This window comes from Streptomyces sp., assembly GCF_035563135.1.
Taxonomy (GTDB): Bacteria; Actinomycetota; Actinomycetes; order Streptomycetales; family Streptomycetaceae; genus Streptomyces.
Window position 1 is genome coordinate 1 of the sequence record NZ_DATMVN010000732.1, and the last position, 18,753, is coordinate 18,753.

Here is an 18,753-nt window from a genome sequence, read left to right on the forward strand (position 1 = left end):
CCGCCGTCAACGTCGACGCGGTGTCGTCACCGGCGACCCGAACCGAGTACCACCGGCGCAGGCCGCCCGCCTCAAGCGGGCCGCGCCCCTCCAGCAGCGGGAACAGCTCATCCCACACCTGGACGGCCCGCTGCGCGTACACGGCCGGGCCCAGCTCACCGGTTCGCGCCTGCTCGACCAGCTCATACAGCTCCAGCTGACGATCGGCGCGCTCCTCGGACCGCCGTGCCACCTCCCATGCCCGCCCGGCGGCCTCCAGCGCCGCCCGCTGCGCGGTCCCGGTTCCCTCGGCCGCCGCCAGTGCCCGGCCGGCGGGCGAGGTCAGCTCCGCGAACAGCACGTCCGTGTCGGTGAGGCGGCTGCTGGCGAGCGGGTAGGGGGAGGGGAATCCGTCGTCGGAGTAGACGATGACCGCGCGCCGGGGCGGCCGGGTGAACTCCGCGTGCGCATAGCGGGTGTCACCGATCGTCGCTGAGGCCAGGATGGTGGCCCGCGGCGGGGGTACGGGCCGCGCCCCCAACTCGTCGCCTGTCTGCCCGGGATAGGACGCCTCGAGCTCGGCGTCGTCCATCGCCGCCAGCGCGGCCGCCTCCTCCCGCTCGCCCTCAGGCCGGTAGACGGCCCGCCGCTGGCGGGTGAAGTCGAGCGCCCAGTCGATCATGGCCCGCTCCTCGGCGGCGCCCTGCTGGATCCGGGCCAGTACATCCGCGCTCGCATCCGCCCCGGAAAGCCGGAGCACCCAGGCCAGGACCGGGCCCCGCGGCGGCACCTCGCCCAAGTACCTGCTCCAGCGCGCGCCCATCTCCTCCGGGTGCAGCCCCTCGGGTTCGTCGGCCAGCAGCCACAACGCCAGCTCCCGGTCCACCTCCCAGTGCTCATCAGGTCCCGATGCGGTGCTGCGGACCTGTTCGACCAGGCTGCGTGGGGTGCGCTCCCGCCACCGGCCGCCCGCCGTGCTCTCTTCGATCCGGGCCGGGTTCGCGGGGAACAGGGTGTCCGGCCCGGGCCGGTGCCGCTGCGTCCAGGCCGACAGGGCCTTCCGCGGATCGGCGGTCACCGCGTACGGGCCACCGTCGGGCCCGACGCGCAGCAGCGGCGGCTCCGGGGCCGGGGCCGTCCCGGGCTCCGGGTCGGGCTCCGTCTGGTTCCAGGTCAGGGCCCGCAACGCTTCCTCAACCCGGCCCAGCGCCATCCACACCTGCCCGTGCTGGCCCAGCTCGTAGGTCTGATCGGGCGCCTCCGGCACGTCGAGCAGCGCATCGAGCGCGCCGAGCTGGAGGGTCACGTCCCGGCGAGCCTGCTGTTCGCTGGGGAACGCCGCCCGCAGCAGGCGGCGGGCCTGGGCCACCACACCCTCGCCCGCACCTGCCGGGGCCCGGGTGGTGATCTCCTCATGGTGCTCGGCGAGGAACGCGAAGGCCGCGTACTGGGCGCTCTCCTGCTCCTCGGCGGCCGTCCAGTAGGTCTGGCTGTTCTGCCAGTACTCCCGCTGGGCCTCCTCGGCGTCCGGCAGGTAGTCGGCTGAGCGGGTGCGCTGCCGCTCGCGCGGCCAGTGCTCCGCCCAGGCCTGTTCCTCCTCGGTCAGCGGATCGGCGTCCGGGGTGAAGCGGGCGTATAGCCGGTCCGCCTCGGCGACCTGCTCGGGGGTGGACAGGTAGGCGACCCGTGCCCACTGTTCGAGGCCGGGGTGATCCGTGCCCAGGAAGCCGGCGACGCGGCCCGCCCGCGTATCCCGGTCCAGGGCCATACCGAGGAAGAAGTCCGCCGTGCTCCTCAGAGCGGGTGCCTGCCTGGCGGCCTCGTTCAGCTGCCGCCACGCCTGCTGGTAGTCCCGGGCTGCCCACTCCTGCCGGGAGGCGCGCCCCGGGGAACGCCACTGGTTCTCGTGCTCCAGCAGCGGCAGCAACTCGTCCACCCGTGAGCGCAGGCGCTCCCGGTCGGGTCCGGAGAGATCAGCGAGTTCCGGGTGTTCCTCGATGCCGTCCGGGAGCGGAGCGCGGAAGACCGCCGCCCACTGGGCCGCAGCCCCCTGGGCGTCAGGCCCCCAGGGCGACTTGAGAGCGTTCGGAAGGTCCAGGTGGTAGCGCAGCCAGGACGCCTGGGCGTTGCGCCACATGTCGGCCACGAAGCCGGAGGAGGGCGCGGGAGCGGCGAGTTCGGCCAGCGACGCCGTGCGCGCTCCCCGCTCGTCGACCGTGAAGACCTGGAAGGCCTCTCCCCGCCGATCGGCCCGCAGGACGTGCAGGGCAGCGTCCAGGGGGCGCTGGCTGACGTACTCCGTACTCTCCCCGCCCGGACCGGTGGTGATCACGAAGTAAATGGGATCGTCCGCCATTGCGCCTCCTCCAGCTGCTGCTCGAAGGGCACAGCGTGCCCGCGCCAGAGCGCAGGCAGGGGCGCCGCGTGCGAACTTTGTGCACTGCTCCCGCCCCACGCAACACCATCGCTTTTTCCGTCCCACCCCACGGTGTGCCACGGTGCGCCCGCCCACCACCGATCCTGTGGCCGGCCTCTTCACGACCGGGCTGATTCTCGGGGGCGCACGAGCCGCCGGGCCGCCGAGGAACGGCAGGGCCGTGGGACACGGACGACAGCGGGCCCGCCCCGCGGGCCCCGTGCAGGGGTTTCCTTCCGCAGGGCGGGAGCGTGCAAAGCGCCTGGCCAGCGGGCATTGTCGCGGGCCGAACGTGCGTGATCAGGGTGGAGCGAGCCGCTTCCAGAACATGGACCAAGGAGCCCCGATCATGCCAGCGCGCCCTTCTCCCACCCGACGTCTGCACATCGGGACGGCGGCTGCCGCAACCGGGCTCGTCCTGGTCCTGGGCGGCTGCAGTACCGATTCCTCCGCGCCCCAGCCCTCGCGAACCACCACGCCCGCCCCGTCACCCACCCAGGCCAAGCCGCTGCTCACGGTCCAGCAGGCAGACCAGCTCGACCGCTACCAGCAGGTCAACAACGCCGCCAACGCCAAGCAGGACGCCGCCCAACTCTGCACGGTGGAGGACGGCGCGACCTACGAGCAGAGCCGGGCCGACTTCAAGCAGTGGCCCATCTACAGCGAGAAGGAGAAGAAGGAGTACGCCGACGCCTGGACCTACGCCCAGCGCACCTACTTCATCCCCGAGCAGGGCAAGGCCAGTTGGTTCCTGATGTGCGCCTACGCCGACCACGGCGGGAAGATCAGCAAGGAGCCGTCGCTGGTGGTCTTCGACAGCCCCGATGGCGCGGGCTTCAAGCTGACGGCCTCCGTCCACGGCCTGGACACCGAGCCGCCCCTTCCGCAGACCAGCCCCGACGTGCTGGCCCTCCTCGCCGACCCGGCGGCCAAGAGCGGACCGCTGGCACCCGTCGACGTCACGGCCGCCTTCGAGGACCTGTACGCCACCGGCGGCCGGGACAAGAGCACCGGCCTGGACCGCACCACCGAGTCCGCCGAGGCCGCCCTGAAGATCTACACCGAGCGGGACAAGGAAGTGGGGCCCAAGGGCGGAGCCAAGAAGTTCTTCCCCGCCAAGACCTCCCACGCCATCTACGCGCTCAAGACCCGTGAGGGCGTACTCACCCTGGTGCCGCTCGCGCACACAATGGAGGTGATGGTGACCCGCCCGGGCCTGCAGGTCGACCCCAGCCCGGTGGAAGCCCTCTTCGGCGCCAAGGCGGGTCCCGTCATCACCGACGAGTTCCACGGCCAGGCCGCCGCCTACCTGCCCGCCCAAGGCAGCGCCCAGGTCCTGGGCTTCGGCTACACCGTCACCGGCGCCCATTGACCGGAGATGATTTCGATGACTGCCCCCGCCGCCCTCACGCACCTTCACCGCACTCTGGCCGACTCCCTTGCCGACGCCGCTCGCGACACCGGGCATCGAGCCGAGCCCGATGTTCCCCTGCCCGGGATGAACTGGGCCGCCGACGTCCTGGTGACATCCTCGAACGGGCGCCGCACCGTCTTGCAGATCCCCCCGCTCGCGGCCCGCGGCCAGGAGATCCGCGAGCGGACCGCGCACGCGCACCAACGCGGTCTGAACATCGTGTGGTTCACCCCTGACGCGCAGGATCCACCGTGGCTGACGATGGTGCCCGCAGTACGCGTTGCGCCCCCAACTCACCCGGGCGCCCCGTGGACCGCGCCCGCCGCCGTGCAGACACTGACGCGGCAGGCATGCCCCTGCGGACCGGACTGGGACCACGTCGTTCACTGCACCTGGGCGCCGCCCGAACCGGTCCCCGTGCCCGCCCTGCTGGCGGACCTGCTGACCGGCCGCCTGGTCCACACCACCGTCCAGGCCGAACTGCCGGGCCACCGCTTCACCGGCTGGGCTCGCGGCCAGGACGTGCGCGCCGAAGCAGAGCACCTGCGGACACTGGCTGCCACCGACGGTGCCCTCACCGAGGCCGCCCGCGCCTCGACCCCCTACACCCCGCGCCCGGACGGGCGGACCGCCGCCCCTCTGGGACGGCTGCTGGAGGCCGCCCGCCGCTGGGGCCACCAGCACACCGGCGTGGTCTGCCACATCGAGACGGCGAGCGCTGACTGGATGGCCGGCGGTCTCGTGGTCACCCCCAGCCGCCGCCCGCCCGGCCGCACGCTGCCCGAGGTCACCGCCGTGGTGCGCCCGCTACCCAGCAAGATCGACTGGAACAGCGCGCTGAGCACCGTCCCGGTGCTGGTCGGCTCGCCCGAGGAGTACTTCACCCTCCGGCGCACCGCCCCCAAGGCCGCCCAGCTCCTCATCCTGTGACCCGCCAGCGCCCCCTCCCCTCCCGCCTGTTCCCCCTGCCTGCGAAGGAGCCTCCGGGCGTGCCGACCGCGACCGCACCAAGCCAGTCCCCGGACAGAAGGACGCCACCGCGCTCGGCGGGCACGGACACCGAGGACCCCTCCGGGGGCGGGCGGCTGCGCCGCATGGGCCAGGGGCTGGCCCTGCCGATCGCCGCCATGCCCGCAGCCGGTCTATTGCTGCGCCTGGGCCAGGACGACCTGCTCGGCCGTTTCGACTCCTGGCACCGGGTGGCGGTCATGCTCTCGGCGGCGGGCGGCGCGGTCATGGACTTCCTGCCATTGCTGTTCGCCGCCGGCATCGCATTGGGCACCGCCCGCGGCCGGTCCGCCTCCGAAGCCGCGGGCCCGGTCCTCGCCGCCATCATCAGCTACCTGGTGATCGCGCGCACCGTACTGGTGTGGCATCCGCTGGACGGCCCGGCCGCAGCGAGCATGGCCCCCGCCCGCTGGCCCTACGGCGCACTGACCGGCATCCTCGCCGGACTGCTGGCCGTTGCCGTGTGGAGGTGGGCGGTCGACCGACGCCGCCTCCCGGCCTTCGCCGGGTACGCAGTCCTCCTCGTCGCGGCCCTGACCGGCGGGGCTCTGCTCGGCCTCGTCTACCCCTGGGTGGACCGTGGCCTGACCGGCTTCGCCGAGGCGATATCCGCCAACAGCGTGCTGGGCGGGGGCCTGTTCGGGTTCGTCAACCGCGCACTTCTGCCGTTGGGCCTGCACCACATCCCCAACACCCTGGTCTGGTACGTCGCCGGCCGGTGTCAGGGAGGGGTCACCGGCGACATCCCGTGCTTCTTCACGGCCCACGACCCACAGGCGGGCCTGTTCATGTCGGGCTTCTTCCCCGTCGCGATCTTCGGGCTGCCCGCCGCCGCACTGGCGATGTGGCACTCGACTCCCCGTGACCGCAAAGCGACCGCCTCGCTGCTGTTGTCCGGCGCGCTGCTGTCGGCAGCCTTCGGGATCACCGAGCCGTTGGAGCTGAGCTTCGCGTTCACCGCAGTGCGGCTCTACCTCGCCCACGCGATCCTGACCGGCCTGAGTCTGGCCATCACCAACTTCCTTGGCGTGCACGCCGGATTCCTGTTCTCCGCTGGTCTGCTCGACCTTGGCCTCAACTGGTCCATCTCCACCCGGCCCGTCCTGCTGCTGGTCGTGGGCGCCGTCTACGCCGTCGTCTACTACGCCCTCTTCCGCTTCGCGATCACCCGATTCGATCTGGCCACGCCCGGCCGCAGCCCCTTGACCCCCGACCCGAAAGAACCAGCTCCCCATGCCACTCCTGCATAGGCCGGTCCAGGCCGCCCACTACGGGCTCGGCGCGATCTTCCCGGTCCTCGTGCTCGCCCCCGGCGGCTGGCACGCCCCCGGCCCCGGGCTGCCGCGCCGCACCCGCGGGGCGGGCGAGACGCTCTCGCTGCGCTGGTGCGGCCCAGCCGCCGACGAGGACGTGGCACCGCACCGGCTGGCCGCCGCGTCCCTCGACTGCCCGCCGGACATCACCGAGGAGCAGCTCGCCGCCTTCGCCGACCAGCTCCCCGCCCACCTGAGAGTGATCGCGCTGCGGCCCTCGGCCCTCATCGGCGACTGGTCCACCCGCCCCGGCGCGCCCCTGCCGCCCCTGAAGACCATCGTCCTCACCTCATCCCGCCCTCTGACCTGGAGCTGACCCCGCCGTGTCCCGCACCCCACAGATCAGCGTCATCACCCCCACCCGCCTGCTGCCCAACCGGCTGCCCTACCTGGAGCTCTTCCACGCGAGCCTCGACGTCCAGACGGTCGAGTGGGAGCTTGTCCTGGCGCTCGACGGAGCAGATCCAGACCGGGTGCCCCGCTCCCTGGCCAGGGACCGGCGGGTGAAGATCCTGGAGCTGCCCAAGGTCGGTGCCGCCGGCGCCAGAAACCTCGCGCTCAACCTGGCCGAAGGCGACTGGGTCCAGTACGCCGACGATGACGACGCCTTCACCGCAGAGGCCTTCGCGGTGCGCCACGACTACGCCCTCGAACACGACCTGGGCTGGGTGGCAGGTTGGTCGGCCGATCTTTTCCCCGACGGGGCGACCCGTGTTTGGCGATGCCCCACACCGCCCGGCATCCACGAAGCCGGCGCGGTGTGGACGTACTGGCCGACCCCTCAGGACACCATCCCGCTCGGGCAGACCCAGATGATCGCCCGCCGTGAGCTCGTGCAGGCTGCCTGCGGACACGGCGGTCTGCCGCAGGGCGAGGACTTCATCTACGTCTACGCGCTGACCGCGCTCAGCGCCGGCGCACTGCTGCCGGTGGTGACGTACCACTACCGCCAGCACGGAGAGCAGATGACTCGCTCCCCGCACCATGATCGATTGGAGGGAGCGGCACGGCAGTTCGCCTGGCAGAGCGGTCGGCAGCTGCGCGCCCATCTGGAGGACCACCGGTTGGTGAGAGCCGGGGTTTCGTAAGCTCCCCGCGAGCTCGCCGCTGCTGAGGCGGAGCCGGATGAGGGCGCCGAGCGGTCCCGTGCCTCCCGCCTGACGGGACCAAGGCCAACAAGTCCACCGCCAGGCGGGAGCAGAGAGCCCCCCTCGGCCAGATGCCTCGCCCCGGCCCGGGCCCGCTCCTCAGACTGGCTGCGCGCCCCGACCTGACGCGAGGCGCACTGGCGGGTGGACGGAGGAGGCGGGCACCTCCTCCGGCCCACCCGCCCCACGCCCATCGCCCGAGAGAGCTCTGATGACCGTCGCCTCGCCGTCCTCCCTCGTCCGCGCCCGTTGGCATCGCACCATCGCCTCGTTGCCCGAGGACCGGCCCGCCGTCACCCCCTTCCACAGCCGGCAGTGGGCAGCGGCCTGGCAGAGCCCACAGGTCGAATCAGTGCTGGCGCACCGGCACTTGCTGCTCTCTGACGGCCAGCGCACCCACCGGCTCTCCTACCAGCTCTCCGACAACAGCCCGCTGTGGAAGGCCCTGGAGAGCGACACCCACCGCCGCACCCCCGTGTTCTCCGGCCCCGTGGTGTACGCGCCCAGCCTCTACAGCCAGTACGGCGGACTGCCCGGGGCCTCCGCCCTGGTCCTGGCCGAGGCCGTGGACCGAGGCCGCCAACTCGCCCAGGAATGCGACGCCCAGGCCCTTCTGGTGCCCAACCTGGCACCCGTCGAGCTGGAGCAGTGGACACGGATCCGGCCCCCCGACGCCCAGGCACGCCTCTTCTACGCCCACCGCACCCCGATCGGCGCCGGTCTCGCGGAGTTCACCGCCCGCATCCCCACCAGCCAGGCCCGCGCCGAACTCCAGCGGCAGCACAGCCGCGGCACCGATGCCGGACTGGTCCTGCGCACGGTGACCGGTGCCGCGCTCCCACCGGTCCTGCCCGCCATCCACGCCCTGCACCAGGACGAGACCCGAAGGCAGAGCCGCCCCACCCTGTACAGCCTGGCGATGCTCACCGCCCTGCCCCGCATCCCCGGCGCCCTCGCCCTGCTGGCCGAGGAAGCCGACGGCACCCTCGCCGGCGCCTTCCTGGGATTCCGCCACGGCACCACGCTCTACCTGTGGGCCGAGACCGTCGCGCACGGCCGACGCGGGGACCACACCCTGGGATGGCTGCTGGCCGAGAGCATCCGCCACGCCGCCGCCACCGGCGCCCGCGTCCTGGACGCCGGACGCGGCCACTACCAGTTCAAGCGCCGGATGGGCTTCACCCCCGTCCCGCTGACCACGGCCGTCTACCTCACCACCCTCCACCCCCGGGTCATCAGCAGCCTGCGGGAACTGAACACCGCGCTCGACGCCTTCGGCCGCCCCTGACCCCGAGGAAGTGCACATGACCGCACACGAGGCCACCCCCGAGGGCGCCCCGGCCCTGCTCCTGATCGGCACGGGGGAGAGGCACTACCGGCAGGATGCGCTCAAGTCCCTGGCCGCCCGCTACCGCATCCTCCTCATCGACGACACCGTCCCCACCTGGCAACAACCCTTCCTGACCGACCACCAGGTGAGCGACCTCGGAGACACCGCCGCGCTGAACGCCGCCGCCAGCAGCCTGGCGGCCGCCCACGACATCGGGGGAGTGCTCACCTGGAACCCGGCTGCCACCGCCCCCGCCGCGGCCATAGCCCAGCTGCTCGGAACCGCAGGACTGGATCCGGCGGCCGTACGCGCCAGCCGCCACCAGGCGGCGGCCCACGCCGTGCTCGACGCCCACGGAGTGGCCTCGGCCCGCTGGGTCCCGGTCGGCGAGATCGGCCAGCTCCGGATCGCCGCAGAGCACCTCGGCTACCCCCTCGTCCTCAAGCCCGCCATCGCGGGAAGCGGCAACGGCCGCGCGGGCGCGATCCGGGTGGGCGGGCACGAACAGCTCGATGATGCCTACGCGTTCACCGCGCGGGCGGCCGCCCGCCACGGCACCGAGAGCGCGGGCCTGCTCGCCGAGGAGTACCACCACGGCCCCGAGGTCGGCGTCGAAGTGGTCTCCGTCCCCGGCCGCCATGTCGTGGCCGCCGTCACTCACACCCAGCGGGGCGAGGCCTTCGAGGTCACCGACCGGCTCGTCGCGCCCGCCCTGCGCTCCCCGGTCACCGACGCAGCCGAGGCGACCGCGGTCGAGGCTCTTGAGGCGCTCGGCATCACCCACGGCGTCTCCCACGTCACGGTACGGCTGACCGCCTCCGGGCCGAAGGTCACCACCGTCACGCCATGCCTGGCCGACGACCTGATCCCGCACCTGGTCCGTCTCGCCACGGGCATCGACCTGGTGGCCGCCGCCGCCGACCTGGCCATGGGGCTCGTGCCCGACCTGCGCCCCGGCCATCTGCGCGCGGCCGCGATCGGCTTCCGCTACCCCCACACCGCCGGAGAGCTGGGGTCATTGACCGTGGACCGCACTCTGCCCACCCGCACCTGGTGCGATCGGGCCGTGCTCGAGCAACAGCCCGGAGTCAGCCTCGCCGCCCCGGCCGACGGTGACACCGCACGCCTGGCGCACCTGGTGGTGACCGCCGACACGCCGGCTCTGTGTCGCCGATACCTGGACCGGGCGCTCTCCACCGTCCACGCCACCATCGGCGAGGCAGACGGCCGGGCCGCCGCCTGATGCCCGTCCACCCGCCGCACGCCCCCGGCCGCGCGGCACTGGCGCTCGACGCCGCCTTCCGCGCTCGCGGCCCGCTGCTGGGCGCCTACCTTCCGGCCGGGTACCCCGACCGTGCCACCAGCCTGGACCTCCTGCACCAACTCGCCCTCGCGTCAGACGTCGTGGAGGTGGGTTGGCCTTACACCGATCCGATGATGGACGGTCCCGTCATCCAGGAGGCCGGAGCCCAGGCGCTGGCCGCCGGGTTCACCGTCCGCCACCTCATGGAGACCGTCCGCTCCCTCGCGCCCATCACGCACGTGTTGGTGATGGGCTACTACCAGCCCCTGTATCGCTATGGGCTGCGGCGTGCGGCGGAGGAACTCGCCGCGGCCGGCGCGGCGGGAGTGATCCTGCCCGATCTGAACATCGACGAGGCCGCCCCCTGGCTCGCCGAAGCACGCCGGGTCGGACTGCACACGGTCTTCGTCGTCGCGCCAACGGCCAGTGACGAGCGGCTACGTCGCATCGCGGCGGCCGCAGGCGGCATGCTCTACGCCCCGGCCACTTCCGGAGTCACCGGCACAACTGGCTCCCTGAGCGCGTCACTGCCGTCCTTCGTCCATCGGCTACGGACACTGACCAGCCTGCCGGTTGGTGCCGGAATCGGTGTCTCACGGCCTGAGCAAGCCGCCCGTCTCCGACAGTTCGCGGACGCGGCCATCGTGGGCTCCGCGTTCATCCGGGCCGTACGGGACAACCCGGGACGTGCGGGCATTGCCGCAGCCGCCCAACTGGCGGGTGAACTCCGACAGGCTCTGCGCCTTCCGGCCGTGGCCGCGGCCTGACCGGCGCCCCTACGCGCGGCCGCCGTCCCCGCAGGCCGTCGGTCACCGCGTGACAGCGCCCGCTCGTCCCTGCTGAGGGGAAGGAGCAGCGTTGTGCCGCACGGATGCCTGTTCCGGGATAAGCGGTCCGGCCACCGGAGACGCTGCGGCGGCCGGGGCCGGCCGGTCGGCGTCCATCGCCTTCACACGCTCAGCCGATTCGCGGGTCAGCCCCCACAGTGCTGCGGTCTGGGCATGGTTCAGACGCACCGCCCCCTTCCCGAAGAGCTGACCCGCTTCGGGCAGCGCCTGCGCGCGCCCCGCCACCTCGGTGCTGTAGGCCCGGTGGTCGGCACGCAGGGGGGCCATGCGCCGGTGTGCCTGGGCCTCAAGCGTCTCCGGTCTGCCGCTGTACAGCCCGGCCGCGGCCGCCATCGTGTGGAGAAACTGCAGCGCGGGCTGCGAGACACCCTGACCTGAATCGAGGTCCGACTGCACCGTGGCCGCGACGTTCGCCACTGCCTGCAGCTGCCACAGCTGTGCGCTGTGGGGGGTCATGATCCGCTGCTCCAACGGCCAGGTACTCAAGGCGTAGTACCCCTTCGCCGCCTGCAGGTCGCTGGTCAGCACGGGACACACGAAGTAGGGCCGCTGCGAGACCTGGTGCGAATTGCGCTCGCCCTCGCGCAGCGACCGCATGCTGCCCACGGCCAGATCGTCATCATGGAACGCCCCGTAGGCCTGGGAGAGAAGGGTGGAGCTGGCCGGTGTACCGAGAATGAGCAGCGCGGCATATACCTTCTCCCGCACGGTGCGCGGTGCCTGACCGCCGGACTCGATGGCTCGCTCGGTGCGGGGGGCGGGTTGCTCGACAGTCCGGTGCAGTGCGAGGGACGTCTCGATCCTCCACTGGTTGAAGGCTCGCTCGGACTCGTTGCGCAACGCCTGGACTTCTTTTTGCCCAGCTCCGTCGGCCACCGCACGGCGGGTGGCCGCTAAGAGCCGGACAAGCTCCTCTTCGCGGGCCTGGAGATCTTCGGACATGCGGGCACGCTGCCACGGGAGAGCGCGGCCGCCCGCGCGCTGCCCGCCGCCCGGGCGTGGCAGGCCGGGACGGCCCGCCGGGCAGGAAGGCCGGCAGATATCCGACCGTGGGACGGGAGGCCACGGCGGCGGCGTGCACGCGCCTTTCATGCTCGGCAGGGATGTCAGGTGCATCCCATGGGGGAGGGCGGGTGGACGGCAACACGGATCTGCTGGTGGTCGGCTTCGACCTGCACACCGGCCGCGAGGTCCACGTCTCAGAGCAGCCGGCGCACTACTGGCGCACCCGCGGCTATCCGTACGGCGACTCCACCCTCATCTGCTGCTACTGCTTCCGCGGCATCGACGCTCCTCAGGGCACCCGGATCCCGCTCGTGGTCCGGGGCCGCCTCGGTGGACAGGTCCGCATGCACTTCGCTCACCCGCCCGGTCAGGCCCCTCTCGCGGGACACCACCCCGAGAGCGTGTGGCACCTGAACTCCAAGCACGTCCTGGCACGGTGGGCCCACGACGTGCCCGGCGTTGAGGCTGTCCAGATCGAGCAGTGGACGCCCCGGCGTGAACGTCGCGCCGACGTGCTGGTCACTCTCACCGACGGCAGCCGCGTAGCCCTGGAAGTACAGAAGGAATTGCTCACGGACGGTCAGTTCCAGGCCCGGCATCGCGACTACGCAGCCCAGAACATCCACGACGTCTGGTTCTGGCGGCCCGGCCTCCAGGTGCCGCATGCGGTTCTCGCCGAAGGGCTGCCCGTGTGGTTCCTCGACCCCTCCGCCCCTCAGGTCACCACGCTGGTCGCCCGGCCCCACGTACGCCCCTACCAGTGGTGGCGCCTCCCCGGCTTCGCGGTCTTCGCCCCGCACCATCCGCCCTGCGCGCTGGACGCCACGGAGAAGACGAGCTTCTCACTGCAAGACCTTGGTCTTGATCGGCGCGGCGCCTCGCTGCCCCAGGCGGTCCAGGAGCAGCTGCGCGAGGCTCACCGCAAGATCGGGGAACTCGCTCGCCAGCGTGCCAACGAAGCAGGCCGCGCTGCGCTGGAGCGCTTCGCTCGCCAAGGCCGGTCCGACCGTCAGGCACCACGCCTTCCCGGCCGGTCCGTGCAGCGCCGTCCTCGGCCCCCAGCAACCACAGCTCCGACACTCAAGCCACCCAAGCCGCACTGCGAGGTCTGCGACAAGCCTCTCCACCCCAACCTCGTCCCCTACGGCCGCCACCTTCTGTGCTGACACCCCGCCCCTGGCCCGAGGGCTCCCAGGGGGCGGCGCGGGGCGGCCCGGGCCCAGACACAGCGCTTCGCCGGCCTGTCAGATCCCACACCTAGGCTGTGGCAGAGATCGATCAAGGAGCGGGGAAGTGCGAATAGAGCGTCACCAGGTGGGCGAGGCTGCCGTGTCGGCAGCGCGCGAGGACTTCACCAACCGCATCGGGGGCCAGGTGCGGTCCATGTCGCGGGGCGGCCGGATGGCCCCCTACGAGTGGCAGTCGATCGCCGACGAGTTCCTCGAGTACCTGGGCGCCTTGTCCGTCGAGACGCCCGATCTCGACACCTTGGAGGCCAGGGCCGCCCTCAAGGACGCCTCCGAGGCCGCGGCCGGCGCCGTCGCTTACGCGGCGTACCACCCGCACTGCAGCTTCAACGTCTTCCTGGAGTACGTGAACTTCGGCATGAGCTACGACCCGGGTGATGACGCACCCGAGGAGAGCGTGACGCCCTGGGAGTGGATCGACGCGCTCTGCCTGTCGGTCCTCAGGGACACGGCCAAGTGGCACGGCGAGGAGTTCACCTTCGCCCGGCAGAAGTTCGCCGAGAAAGTAGAGGGCACGCCCGTCTGCGAGCTCGCCACGGGGTTGACGGCCGTGGCCCTGGACGACGCCGGCGACGGGGAGTACCCGCCGAGTGCGCAGGCCAAGCTGGCTGCCGTCGACGCGGCTCTGGACCGGGTCCGTACCCGTGCGGCGGAGACGGGCGAGCCCCTCCTGGACCGGCCGGACGGCCTGGCGCTGAGGGCGCTGCGGGCGCTGGCCGCCGAGGACCGGGAGGGCTTTGACGCCGCGCTGGCCGAGGTCTTGGTCCGCCACAGCGCCTTGCACGGGCAGGCGGCCTCCCCGAGCAGCCTGCTCCCGCTCGTGCCCCTCGCCCTGGCCGCGATCGCGTACCGGACGCTGGGCTGGGCACCCGCCGTTCAAACCGACTACCTCCCGCACGCGCTGGTCACCGGCTTCGAGACCCAGGGTCCCCGGGTCGGAGGGCTTGGGTGTAACCGGCGGCCGGACGCGGTCGCCGCGCTCGCCGCCGGTCCGCTGGTGGTGGAGCGGCCGGTCTGTGAGCGCGAGGGGATCCCGCGGGTCGAGGCCATGTACGAGGAGGACCTGCGGGAGGCGTTCGCCCCCGCGGACGGGGAGCCCCTCGCCGTCTGGCGCCTCGGCAGCGTGATGGATGATCAGGAGCGTCTCTTCCAGTGGCGGGCGGGGAATCCCGGCGACACCGAGGCCGCCCAGATCGCCACCCTTCGGCTGGCCTCGCGCGCGGGGGCGGCGCTGTTCCGTATCGCCATGGCGGAGCCGGGCACCGAGGTCGAGGTGAACGTCGACGGCCGCACGCTGCGCTACCAGGCGAAGCGCGGCGAGGATGCCGCTGCCGGGCGCTGGCAGACGGCCACCGCCTTCGCCCTGATCACCGGCGCACGGGAGGACCTCGCCCCTCTGGTCCTCACGGGCCCCACCTTCGCCCGCCCGGATGGCTCCGCGTTCTCCGAGTACCGCGAGGCCATCCACGCCTACCTGAAGGGCACCGATCCCGAGGCCGCCGCGGAGCGGGCGCTGCAGAAGCACGAGCAGGCCAAGGACTGGGGCTTCGCGATGCCGCCGACCGTGCTGCTCTCGCAGCTGGTGGAGGGCGACGAGGAGAGCTTCAACCTGGCCTTGGCCGACGCGCTCGAAGCCCACCGCGCGTACTACGAGGTCGCTGACCGCTCCGACGATCCCGGGGTCTCCGTCAACCTCGACGTCCTCGCGCTGGTCTGCCACGCCCGCCGCCGCGGCTGGGCTGTCCGCGTGGAGTCCCCTTACCTGCCGCAGTACCTCCTGCGGGCGGCTGAACCCTTCTAGGGTGCGCCCCAAGCTCCGGCCCCGGGGAGCCTTCGAAGTTGCCTGAACGTCCGCTCCTGGGGCTGCTAGCGTTTGTGTCGTGGAAGGCCGAGGCGCCGCCTTCCGCTGACACCCCTGATTCAGGGGATGCGCCTCGGGACGGCCTCGCGGCCCGGGGCGAGCAGCGAAACAGCCTCGCCTGCACGGTATTTCGGCTGCTGTAGCCCTTCGGCCCCCTCACCTCACGGTCCGGGAGCTGAATTCTCCCGCGTGCGCGGGTGCGTACTACGCCCCGTACCGCCGCGAAAGGGAACCATCACCATGGCCGACGTCCAGCACCGCGCCCATCTGACCTGGGTCGAGGGCCCCCAGATGTATCTCACTGTTCAGGCCGACGAACGAGTCGGCGAGAGTGACCCGGCCCCGGCCTGCGAGGGCTACTGGGAAGTCGACGTCACCGCGGACCTCGAGTTGGAGGAAACCCTCGACGTTCCGTCCGGAGGCGACCGCGACGAGGCGAAGGCCGAGGCCCTCGCCGCACTCCTCGCGGGTGGCTGGTATTCGCATGGCGACTGGGTTGACGAGCCTTACGAGACGACCGTCATCGTCAAGCAGATCCCGGCCGACTACAACACCGACGACCCGATGGCCGGCGCCCCCCACCCGCAGGCCGAACTTGAGGCGAAGCTCGCCGAGGTATACGCGCAGCCCGAGGGTGCTGGCTCTCCGCCGTCGTGGAGGGAACAGCCGCACACGGGCCCGATGCGGACTGCCGAAGAGCGCGCCAGACTCCTCGCCGAGCTGGGCATGCCGAGCGCCGTCGACAATAGGGCGGATGAGGCGTAGCTCAAGCCCAGCTGCGGCCGCGTCAGCGCGGACCCGGCGCAGTTGGAGCCGGGAGCGCCACGCTACGGCCGCAGGGGGGCCTTAGCTGCTTGAAGGGAAAGGTCCACCCCCCGCTGTGACTGCGTTCGCGGACCAGTCTGTCCGGCGTGCGGCTGTCCCTCCATGCCGGTCGGACAGCCTGTGCTGACGCTCGTCCCCGCGCGTCTTGCCGGGGCTGGCGCTCGTGAGCCGGGGCGGGGTGGCTGAGCAGGCTTCGCGTGCGGCGCCGTGCTCACGTGCGGGCCGTGGACAGCACCAGCGGAGCTGCGTCCCGGGTGGCGCGGACCGTGACGGACAAAGACATGGAGGCGTGGCTGATACCGGGGCGAGGGCCGCCGTTCGGCCGTGGCCGGCCGCCCGGCTCCGTACCTCCGTACGCCGCCACGCCCCTGTGGCGCCGCAGGGGCTGGCGTTCGTCGGCTGAGCATCACAGGCCGGGGACAGCGGGGTTGGGTCCGACACGCACGACGCACCGGGCGCGCGATGGAAATGCTGAACGGATTGACGGATCAGCGCCCCTGGCTCTGCAGCTCCTGTACAGCAAGGAGAGAGGGACACGCCCTCACCTGGCTTGACCTGCAGTTTTCGCTGGACGATGCCGCTCCCAAGATCGGATATGCCGCTTTCGGAACCGCGTTATGCCGCTCCTGGAGTCTGGATATCCGGCTCCCCAGAACGGTAGGAATGAACCATGAGTACATGTCGCGGGAGTTCAGGGATCCTGGCTCGGGCTAGGGTGTGCATGTACTCATAGTTCATGTAGCCCGAAGACCGGAGAGACGGTATGGCGCGCTCTGCGCAGCAACCGGGGGAGAGCGGTGCCCACGGCCGGGAACCGCATACGCGCTTCGGCTACATCGGCGGCTACAGCACGATCGACAACGAACGCCTGGAAGCGCTGGCAGCCGTCCCCAAAGAGGAGGGAGGGTTGACCGACCGCGAGTTCCGCATCTTCATGTGGTTCGTCGGCGCCACGCCCTGCCCGGGGGAGCCGGTCATGAAGACCACCGCGCACATCGGCCAACGGACGGGGACATCGCCGGACGCCCTGGGCCGCATCGTCCGCAAGCTGGTCAGCCGGCGGCTCCTCTTCTTCGCGGATAAGTTCGGCCGCCAGCGGTTCTACAAGGTCAGCCCGTATTTCGCGAGCCAGCTGACCTCAGTGGAGCAGCGCGAGGCGATCCGGGCCTACAACCCGCCGGACATTCCCGGGCTTCGGGAACTGCAGCGGCCCAGGTTCGTAAAGGGGGACCAGTGACGACCAACGGTGACCCGGTAGCGCGCGAAGTCCTGCGGCGCACCAAGGGGCTCAAGCCCAATCAGCGGCTGATCATGCAGCTCTACGCCGTCATGCCCAAGGAGTTCACCGGCGCCGTCAAACAGACCGCCACCAGCTTGGCCGGTGAGCTCGGGATGACACCGACCCTGTTCAGCCGGGTGCGAGGCCAACTTGCCAAGGAAGGCTGGCTCGAAGAAGTCGACCGGATCTCCAACAGCCCCATCTTCCGCCTGGGGGAGAAGGCCACCGGCGAACGCACCGTCATCCCGCTGCGCTCGGCCTGACCCGATCCGGCTGCCCGCCCGACAGGGCTGGCAGCGACGGAAGCGACTGAAGAAGCCGCCACCTCGAACCGTCCGTCCCCTCAGCAGGATCGGGACGGGCGGACCGGATGCGCCTGTCAGGCGGGAAGCCGCTCATCTGGCTGCCCGCCTGGTGGGAAGATCACGCCTCGACGCTCGAACTCGCTGGCTGCGGCCGCGCGGCACCGTGCAACGTGGACCTGGCCGGAAGGCCCCTGTCCATGACCGGCGCCGGGCCCAGCCACGAGGAGACCGTCATTTCCGCCATACGCAAGACCCTGACCGCCACCGCCGTCGCCACCGCGGTCCTGACGGGTGCCGTCGCATGCGGCACGGCGGAGAACCTGTCCGCCGGCCAGAAACTCGACCGGGCCTTCGACAAGCTCGGCCAGGAGCACTCGGCTTCCTTCGAGCTGGACCTGGACGCCGACGCCACGACGCTCAAGGCCCTGGACAAGGGAGCCGCGCGCGGCGACGAGATGCCCGACCAGGTTGCCAAGCTGCTCGCCGACGCCAGGATCTCTCTCTCCGTGCAGTCCAAGAAGCCCCTGGACGAGTCCGGTGAGAAGGACATCACCGGGATGACGGTGAAGGTCAGCAGTACGGACGCCGACCTGATCGAGTACCGGATCGTCGGCGACTACGCCTACCTGCACGCCAACGCGAGCGCGCTGGCCGCGCAGACCGACAACCCCCTTCCCGCCGCCGAGGACCTGCCCCAGAGCGCGACCGCGTTCAAGCACCTCCTCAACGGCAAATGGATCAAGGTCCCCGCGAAGGACCTCAACAGCGGCGTCACCGGCCCTCAGACGCCGCAGGCCACGCCGGACGCCGACACCCAGAGCAAGCTCAGCAAGGCGCTGCGAGGCGTCATCACCCGCCAGGTCGAACTGAAGAACGCGGGCGAGAAGGACGGTGCCGACCACATCACCGCCACGGCCTCCGTGCGGACGCTGCTCAGCGAACTCCTGAAGGAAGTCCGCCCGTTCACCAAGGACCTCCCGCCGGGCGCCACACTGCCCAGCGACAACGACCTCAAGAAGGTGCCGGACCAGAAGGTGACCGCCGACTTCGCCCTGAAGAACGGCAAGCTGAGCGAAATATCTCTGGATCTCGCCAAGCTCACGCAGAACGCGAAGGTCACCAAGCTCGCCCTCGTACTGCGGGTAGCCAAGGCCGAACCCACCACCGCCCCGGCCGGAGCCGTCGAGGTGCCGATGGCCGAACTGGTCCAGGGATTCACCGACGCCCCCGCGCCCGACGGCCAGACCCCCGCACTCTGACGCTCCGGCCGGTGGAGCGCGGAGGCCCCCTCCGGCGCTCCACCGCCGGCAGATCGGCCGACTGCCGCCCGCGACGTCGCGTGACCGAAGGCAGCCACCACCAGCGTTGTCCGGCAGCACTCCGCCGGACCTGAAGGAAAGCCCTCGTGATCCATCACACTCCCGAAGCCGTGCGGTCCGAGATGCAGGAACGGCTGCGGGTGGCCCGCAGAC

Annotated in this window: 16 protein-coding genes; 14 read left to right on the plus strand and 2 right to left on the minus strand. The window is 71.6% G+C overall.

Annotation, left to right across the window (positions count from 1 at the left end):
* Nucleotides 1-2,335, minus strand: a 2,335-nt coding sequence (locus tag VN520_RS32325; protein WP_325750491.1) for a hypothetical protein, incomplete at its 3' end; no start/stop codon positions are given.
* Nucleotides 2,336-2,744: 409 nt separating this feature from the next.
* Between VN520_RS32325 and VN520_RS32330 the strand changes: the two genes are divergently transcribed.
* From VN520_RS32330 to trpA, 8 genes are all read left to right on the plus strand, one after another.
* Nucleotides 2,745-3,767, plus strand: a complete 1,023-nt coding sequence (locus VN520_RS32330) for a hypothetical protein (protein WP_325750492.1) — start codon at nucleotides 2,745-2,747, stop codon at nucleotides 3,765-3,767.
* 15 nt (nucleotides 3,768-3,782) lie between these two features.
* Nucleotides 3,783-4,739, plus strand: a complete 957-nt coding sequence (locus tag VN520_RS32335) for a hypothetical protein (RefSeq protein ID WP_325750493.1) — start codon at nucleotides 3,783-3,785, stop codon at nucleotides 4,737-4,739.
* Nucleotides 4,740-4,798: 59 nt separating this feature from the next.
* A complete protein-coding gene (locus VN520_RS32340; protein ID WP_325750494.1) occupies nucleotides 4,799-6,067 on the plus strand; it encodes a PTS transporter subunit EIIC in 1,269 nt (422 codons plus the stop codon).
* Nucleotides 6,051-6,446, plus strand: a complete 396-nt coding sequence (locus VN520_RS32345; RefSeq protein ID WP_325750495.1) for a hypothetical protein — start codon at nucleotides 6,051-6,053, stop codon at nucleotides 6,444-6,446. The genes VN520_RS32340 and VN520_RS32345 overlap by 17 nt, the downstream gene beginning before the upstream one ends.
* Before the next feature lie 7 nt (nucleotides 6,447-6,453).
* Nucleotides 6,454-7,218: a glycosyltransferase family A protein gene (locus tag VN520_RS32350; protein WP_325750496.1), complete on the plus strand. Its 765-nt coding sequence runs from the start codon at nucleotides 6,454-6,456 to the stop codon at nucleotides 7,216-7,218.
* Nucleotides 7,219-7,489: 271 nt separating this feature from the next.
* Nucleotides 7,490-8,566: a GNAT family N-acetyltransferase gene (locus tag VN520_RS32355; protein ID WP_325750497.1), complete on the plus strand. Its 1,077-nt coding sequence runs from the start codon at nucleotides 7,490-7,492 to the stop codon at nucleotides 8,564-8,566.
* A gap of 16 nt (nucleotides 8,567-8,582) precedes the next feature.
* Entirely contained in the window at nucleotides 8,583-9,851 is a 1,269-nt protein-coding gene (locus VN520_RS32360) for an ATP-grasp domain-containing protein (protein WP_325750498.1), read from the plus strand.
* Nucleotides 9,851-10,678 carry a tryptophan synthase subunit alpha gene (trpA, locus tag VN520_RS32365; protein ID WP_325750499.1) on the plus strand — a complete coding sequence of 276 codons (828 nt, stop codon included), beginning with the start codon at nucleotides 9,851-9,853 and terminating at the stop codon, nucleotides 10,676-10,678. The genes VN520_RS32360 and trpA overlap by 1 nt, the downstream gene beginning before the upstream one ends.
* Before the next feature lie 42 nt (nucleotides 10,679-10,720).
* On the opposite strand, the gene VN520_RS32370 is transcribed toward trpA, so the two are convergent.
* Nucleotides 10,721-11,701 carry a hypothetical protein gene (locus tag VN520_RS32370; RefSeq protein ID WP_325750500.1) on the minus strand — a complete coding sequence of 327 codons (981 nt, stop codon included), beginning with the start codon at nucleotides 11,699-11,701 and terminating at the stop codon, nucleotides 10,721-10,723.
* 191 nt (nucleotides 11,702-11,892) lie between these two features.
* Between VN520_RS32370 and VN520_RS32375 the strand changes: the two genes are divergently transcribed.
* From VN520_RS32375 to VN520_RS32400, 6 genes are all read left to right on the plus strand, one after another.
* Nucleotides 11,893-12,930 (plus strand): competence protein CoiA family protein, encoded by a 1,038-nt coding sequence (locus tag VN520_RS32375; protein WP_325750501.1) that lies wholly within the window; start codon nucleotides 11,893-11,895, stop codon nucleotides 12,928-12,930.
* 127 nt (nucleotides 12,931-13,057) lie between these two features.
* The gene (locus VN520_RS32380; RefSeq protein WP_414720023.1) at nucleotides 13,058-14,812 is read left to right on the plus strand and encodes an immunity 49 family protein; all 1,755 of its coding nucleotides are present in this window, start codon (nucleotides 13,058-13,060) and stop codon (nucleotides 14,810-14,812) included.
* 300 nt (nucleotides 14,813-15,112) lie between these two features.
* Entirely contained in the window at nucleotides 15,113-15,637 is a 525-nt protein-coding gene (locus VN520_RS32385; RefSeq protein ID WP_325750502.1) for a hypothetical protein, read from the plus strand.
* A gap of 823 nt (nucleotides 15,638-16,460) precedes the next feature.
* Entirely contained in the window at nucleotides 16,461-16,934 is a 474-nt protein-coding gene (locus VN520_RS32390; protein WP_325750503.1) for a MarR family transcriptional regulator, read from the plus strand.
* Nucleotides 16,931-17,239, plus strand: coding sequence for a replication initiation protein, RepL2 (locus VN520_RS32395; RefSeq protein WP_325750504.1), 309 nt, complete (start codon nucleotides 16,931-16,933; stop codon nucleotides 17,237-17,239). The genes VN520_RS32390 and VN520_RS32395 overlap by 4 nt, the downstream gene beginning before the upstream one ends.
* Before the next feature lie 107 nt (nucleotides 17,240-17,346).
* Nucleotides 17,347-18,540, plus strand: a complete 1,194-nt coding sequence (locus VN520_RS32400; RefSeq protein ID WP_325750505.1) for a hypothetical protein — start codon at nucleotides 17,347-17,349, stop codon at nucleotides 18,538-18,540.
* Nucleotides 18,541-18,753 lie beyond the last annotated feature (213 nt).